Below are 5305 nucleotides of genomic sequence, written 5' to 3'. Positions count from 1 at the left end.
GGTTCTATAAATACATTCGCCTGCCTATGTCGGCAGACAGGCATTAAGATTTTTAGTTTTTTTATAGACAATGAAAAAAATTGAAACAAATCGGGATAATGTAAAAAGTTTTGAAGAAGTATATGATAAATGCTCATGTAAATACACTTGATATAGAATCAATACAACAACTTGGAAAACTTGAACTAATTGCCAAGCATGTTGTTGAAGGTTTTATTACAGGACTTCACAAAAGTCCCTTTCATGGTTTTTCAGTAGAATTTGCTGAGCATAGAAGTTATAACACAGGCGAATCTACAAAACACATTGATTGGAAACTTTATGCACGTACCGATAGATTGTATGTAAAAAAGTATGAAGAAGAAACAAACCTAAGATGTCAGATTTTACTTGACAACTCATCATCAATGTATTTCCCCGATAAAAATTATAATAAATTACAATTTTCAATATATGCAATTGCTTCACTTATTCATTTGCTAAAAAAACAAAGAGATGCTACTGGACTAACAGTGTTTTCTGAAAAAATTGAGGATTCTTTTGTTGCCAAATCCAGTCATGCACATATCCAACTGCTTTTTAATCAATTGCAAAAAAATCTTGATAATGGAGAAAAAAACAAAAAAACAGCAACAGCCCAAGCATTACACTCAATAGCAGAAAATATTCACAAACGCTCACTTGTTGTAATTTTTAGTGATATGTTTGACAACATGAATAATGAAGATGCCTTTTTTGAAGGATTACAACATTTAAAATACAAAAAAAATGAAGTAATATTATTTCATGTTCTCGACAAAAAAAAGGAAATTGAATTTGATTATAAAAATCGCCCTTACAGATTTATTGACCTTGAAACAAATGAAAAAATTGATCTTTTTCCCGGAGAAATAAGAAAAGACTACATCATGCAATTTGAAAATTTTAGAAATAAATTAAAATTAAAATGCAATCAATACCATATTGATTATGTAGAAGCTGATATAAACAAAGGATTCTTTAGTGTTTTACAATCCTACCTTGTAAAAAGAGCTAAAATGTTTTGATTTTTTTTAGTAATTTGGCAGCCAGAAATTTTCTGTTAACCAAAAAAGTTAAAGCATGAAAAAAGTAAGTTCTATATTTTTATTCGTAATTGCATGTATTTTTACTGCAAATTCTCAAACAGCTTCATTTTCTCAAGTTGTTCAACTCTCAGCCTCAGTAGAGGAAAATCCTGCTAAAATAATTCTTCATTGGGCTGGTTTTGATGATGCCGATAATTATGTGGTTTATAAAAAAAGCAGACAAACAAAAATTTGGGGAAATGCTATTGCTCAACCTACAGATACTTTTTTCATAGACAACAATGTTAACATTGGAATTGCTTACGATTACATGGTTGGGAAAATTGAAGGCACAAATATTACAGCATTAGGATTCACTTATTCAGGGATAAAAATTCCGGCTATTGAATCAAGAGGGGCTGTAATTCTGCTTGTTGATGACCATTACACTTTACCATTGCAAAATGAGATTGAGCGATTAGAAAAAGACATGATCAATGACGGTTGGTTTGTAATAAAACACAACATCCCCAGAACCAAGACTGTTGTAGAGGTAAAAGACATAATTGTTTCAGATTACAATTCATACCAAAATGTTAAAACGGTTTTTCTCTTTGGACACATTGCTGTTCCCTATTCGGGAAATATGAATTATGACGGACACTCCAATCACAAAGGTGCATGGCCTGCTGATGTTTTTTATGGAGATATTGATGGTACATGGACAGACAACACAGTAAATAATTCTACAGCTTCACGCGATGAAAATAAAAATATTCCGGGAGATGGTAAATATGACCAAATGACTTTACCTTCGGAAGTAGAACTTGAAATTGGCAGAGTTGATTTGTTAAATATGCCTGCATTTGCACTCAACGATACAGCTTTAATGAAAAGATACCTTGACAAAGACCATGATTTCAGAACAGGAATTATTCAAGTTGAACAACGTGGAATTATTGATGACAATTTTAACAGCTATAATTTAACAGCCTCCGGATGGCAAAACTTTTCGTCAATGTTTGGACAAGAAAATGTTTTTGATAATAAAAGGGATGGCAAAGATTATTTCACTGAACTACAAGCAAGAAGCTATTTATGGTCAAGTGGTTCAGGTGGAGGAAGTTACACTTCTTGTTCAGGTATTGGACGCACAAGTGATTTTGCTACAAAAGATGTAAAAACTGTTTTTACAATGCTTACAGGAAGTTACTTCGGTGATTGGGATATTGAAAATAATCTGCTTAGAGCAGCCATTGCTTCCGAGCCATTTTGTCTTACAAGTTGTTGGGGTGCAATTCCTTTGTGGTATTTTCAACACATGATACTTGGTCAAAATATTGGTTATGCTACAAGACTTACTCAAAATAATACAACAGAATTTTACCACGGAAATTTTAATTGGTCATTCAACAAAACACATATTGCTTTAATGGGTGATCCAACTATACGAATGCATGTTGTAAAACCCCCTTCGGGAATTACTGTTGATAGCATTGCAAATGTAACTTGCCAAATAAACTGGACAGCTTCAACCGACAATGATATTTTGGGATACAATATCTATAAAAGCAATTTACTACATGGAACATTTATCAAAGTCAACGATAATTTAGTTTCAGGAACAACTTTTACAGACGATGAATCATACAATGGAAACACCGTTTATATGGTACGTGCAGTAAAACTCCAACAAACAGCAAGCGGCACATATTTCAATCTCAGCCAAGGAATTGTTGACTCTGCATCCACAAATTGGCCTTCATCAATTGCCAATAGCACTTTGAGTAATGAAAATATTAGTGTTTACCCTAATCCAACTACGGCAAAAGTAAATCTTGTTTTAAATTTTCAAAACTCTACCACTATTAATATCTGCATAACAAATATGCTTGGAAAAGTAATTTTTGAAGACAAATTAGAAAACTTTAATGGACGATATCACAAAGTAATTAATCTTTCAAAATATCCAAAAGGTATTTATTTGTGTAAAGTAAGTAATGAAATTAGTTCAGTTTCAAAAAGAATACTACTTAAATAGTTGTAAAATGCTGGATTTTCCGAATGCAAAAATTAATATAGGATTAAACGTTGTTAACAAAAGAAATGACGGATATCATGATATTGAAAGTATTTTTTATCCTGTAAAAAAATATTATGATGCACTGGAAATTTTAGTTTCTAAGGAATTCAAATTTGTACAATACGGCAATAAAGTTCAAGGAAAAACCGAAGACAACTTAGTTGTAAAAGCATTCAAAATAATTCAGGAAAAATTTGACATATCAAATGTAGAAATTATTCTTTACAAAAATATTCCAATGGGTGCCGGACTTGGAGGAGGTTCATCAGATGCAGCTTTTACAATTAAAATGTTAAATCAACTTTTTGAACTTAAATTAACTGACAATCAACTTATTGAATTATCAAAACCCATTGGTAGTGATTGCCCGTTTTTTATAAAAAATAAAACAGTTTTTGCTTCGGGTACAGGAAATATTTTTGAAGAAATTAGTATGTTTGCAGGCAGAAGTTTTTTAACAATTATTTCGCCCGCTATTAATATTTCAACAAAGGAAGCCTATCAAAGTTTGACTCCCACAAAATCCGAATTATCTTTAAAAGAATCTATAAATGAAGCCCCTTGGAATTGGAAAAAACTTATTAAAAATGATTTCGAAAAATACCTTTTAAAAAAACATCCTGAAATAAAAGATATTAAAGACGAACTTTATAAAAAGGGTGCAGAATACGTTTCATTAACAGGAAGTGGTTCCTCTGTGTATGCAATTTCCTCTAAAAAAATTGACACAAAAAATAATTTTAAAAATTGTAAAATCTGGCAAGATTACTTTTGAAAAGATTGGTTCTATGTTAAGGGGGGTTCTATAAATACATTTCTTTTAAGAAACAAAGATAATGAATAAGATGCAAGGCACAAATTTTTCTGAATAACCGTAGCTATTGAGCAAAATTTTAACGCAGTCAGATTATTTATTATCTTTGTTCCCAAAGGGTTTTCAGAGTTTTTCATATACTTCTTCAAAACTTTTTACATTATCCCGATAGTGTTTCAAAATTTTTCATTGTCTATAAAAAACTCTGAGAATCTTAATGCGAATGTATTTATAGAACCCCCCTTAAATACTGTGGATAATCAAATTTTATTCGACTACAAAATTTTATGAAAGTCTTAGTTTGAACTAATTTTTAGAAGTTCCCTAAAGTCCTTGAGCAAGAACATCGGCAATATGCATTACCTTTATATTTTTATTATTCTTTTTTGCATAACCATCAATATGCATTAAACAAGAAGTGTCGGTACCAACAATATATTCAGCACCTGTTTCAAGAGCATTTGCTACTTTTTGCTCAGCCATTGCACTTGAAATAGGTTCCATTTTTATAGAAAAAGTTCCACCAAAGCCACAGCAAGTATCACTTTCATTCATTTCAATCAATTGAAGGTCAGTAACATTACTCAATAATTTACGAGGACCGCTTTTTATACCCAATCCACGAATTGCACTGCATGAATCATGATAAGTTATTTTTTTATTAAAACTTGCTCCTACATCTTCAACCTTAAGTACTTTTAACAGAAACTCAGTAAATTCAAACAATCTGCTTTGAAGATTTCTGTATTTATTTATTTTTGAAGAATTAGTAAAAAACTCTTCATAATTATGCCTTACCATACCAACACAGGAAGCAGAAGGACTAACAATATATCTGTTACTGTCAAAATCATTAAGAAATTTGTTTGCAAGTTTCATTGCCTCATCCTTGTAGCCCCCATTATAAGAAGGTTGACCACAACAAGTTTGATTTTGAGGATAATTTATTTTGCATCCAAGTTTTTCCAAAACTTTTACCATATTAAAGCCCGTTTCAGGATATAATTGATTTATAAAACAAGGTATAAAAATATCTACTTCCATTCTTCTATTGTTAAATTAATGCACAAAGATAAAAGGCTTAAACATTTTATCATTATTTTTTTAGACAATTGTTTTTTTACATGAGAATTTATGGATTTGCCTATCCAAATTATACTAACAAAATGAGGAAATAACTAGTAATAGCATTTAATATAGTGTCAACCTTATTTATGAATGAATGAATGAATAAATAACTCAAGTTTCGCATAATAATTCTTTATGCTAACATATTTATTATCTGACTGTTATATTATGTATTTTTTCTTAGTGCAACTTTGTGCCTTTGTGTCTTTGTGGCAAGACATTGATAATTAGCCA

At 30.8% G+C, this 5305-nt stretch carries 5 protein-coding genes; 3 read left to right on the top strand and 2 right to left on the bottom strand.

The window, feature by feature from the left end:
- Positions 1-110 precede the first annotated feature (110 nt).
- From U9R42_02030 to ispE, 3 genes are read left to right on the top strand one after another with little or no spacing between them, the layout of a single operon-like run.
- Positions 111-1046, top strand: a complete 936-nt coding sequence (locus tag U9R42_02030) for a DUF58 domain-containing protein (GenBank protein ID MEA3494792.1) — start codon at positions 111-113, stop codon at positions 1044-1046.
- A 55-nt stretch (positions 1047-1101) separates the two neighbouring features.
- Positions 1102-3087, top strand: coding sequence for a T9SS type A sorting domain-containing protein (locus U9R42_02025; protein ID MEA3494791.1), 1986 nt, complete (start codon positions 1102-1104; stop codon positions 3085-3087).
- A 7-nt stretch (positions 3088-3094) separates the two neighbouring features.
- Positions 3095-3904, top strand: a complete 810-nt coding sequence (gene ispE, locus U9R42_02020; protein ID MEA3494790.1) for a 4-(cytidine 5'-diphospho)-2-C-methyl-D-erythritol kinase — start codon at positions 3095-3097, stop codon at positions 3902-3904.
- Between the two features lie 11 nt (positions 3905-3915).
- Here ispE and U9R42_02015 read toward each other — a convergent pair whose 3' ends face one another.
- A complete protein-coding gene (locus U9R42_02015) occupies positions 3916-4080 on the bottom strand; it encodes a hypothetical protein (GenBank protein ID MEA3494789.1) in 165 nt (54 codons plus the stop codon).
- A 187-nt stretch (positions 4081-4267) separates the two neighbouring features.
- The gene (locus U9R42_02010) at positions 4268-4987 is read right to left on the bottom strand and encodes a (Fe-S)-binding protein (protein MEA3494788.1); all 720 of its coding nucleotides are present in this window, start codon (positions 4985-4987) and stop codon (positions 4268-4270) included.
- Between the last annotated feature and the right edge of the window lie 318 nt (positions 4988-5305).

This window comes from Bacteroidota bacterium (genome assembly GCA_034723125.1).
Taxonomy (GTDB): domain Bacteria; phylum Bacteroidota; class Bacteroidia; order CAILMK01; family JAAYUY01; genus JAYEOP01.
Note: the sequence above shows the minus strand (reverse complement) of the source record. Positions and strands in the feature narration are given on the sequence as shown.

What these genes read in the sequence shown, in the direction of transcription:
- U9R42_02025 (MEA3494791.1), top strand. Translation starts at nt 1,102, where the DNA reads ATGAAAAAAGTAAGTTCTATATTTTTATTCGTAATTGCATGTATTTTT.
- U9R42_02010 (MEA3494788.1), bottom strand. Translation starts at nt 4,987, where the DNA reads ATGGAAGTAGATATTTTTATACCTTGTTTTATAAATCAATTATATCCT.
- U9R42_02015 (MEA3494789.1), bottom strand. Translation starts at nt 4,080, where the DNA reads ATGAAAAACTCTGAAAACCCTTTGGGAACAAAGATAATAAATAATCTG.
- ispE (MEA3494790.1), top strand. Translation starts at nt 3,095, where the DNA reads ATGCTGGATTTTCCGAATGCAAAAATTAATATAGGATTAAACGTTGTT.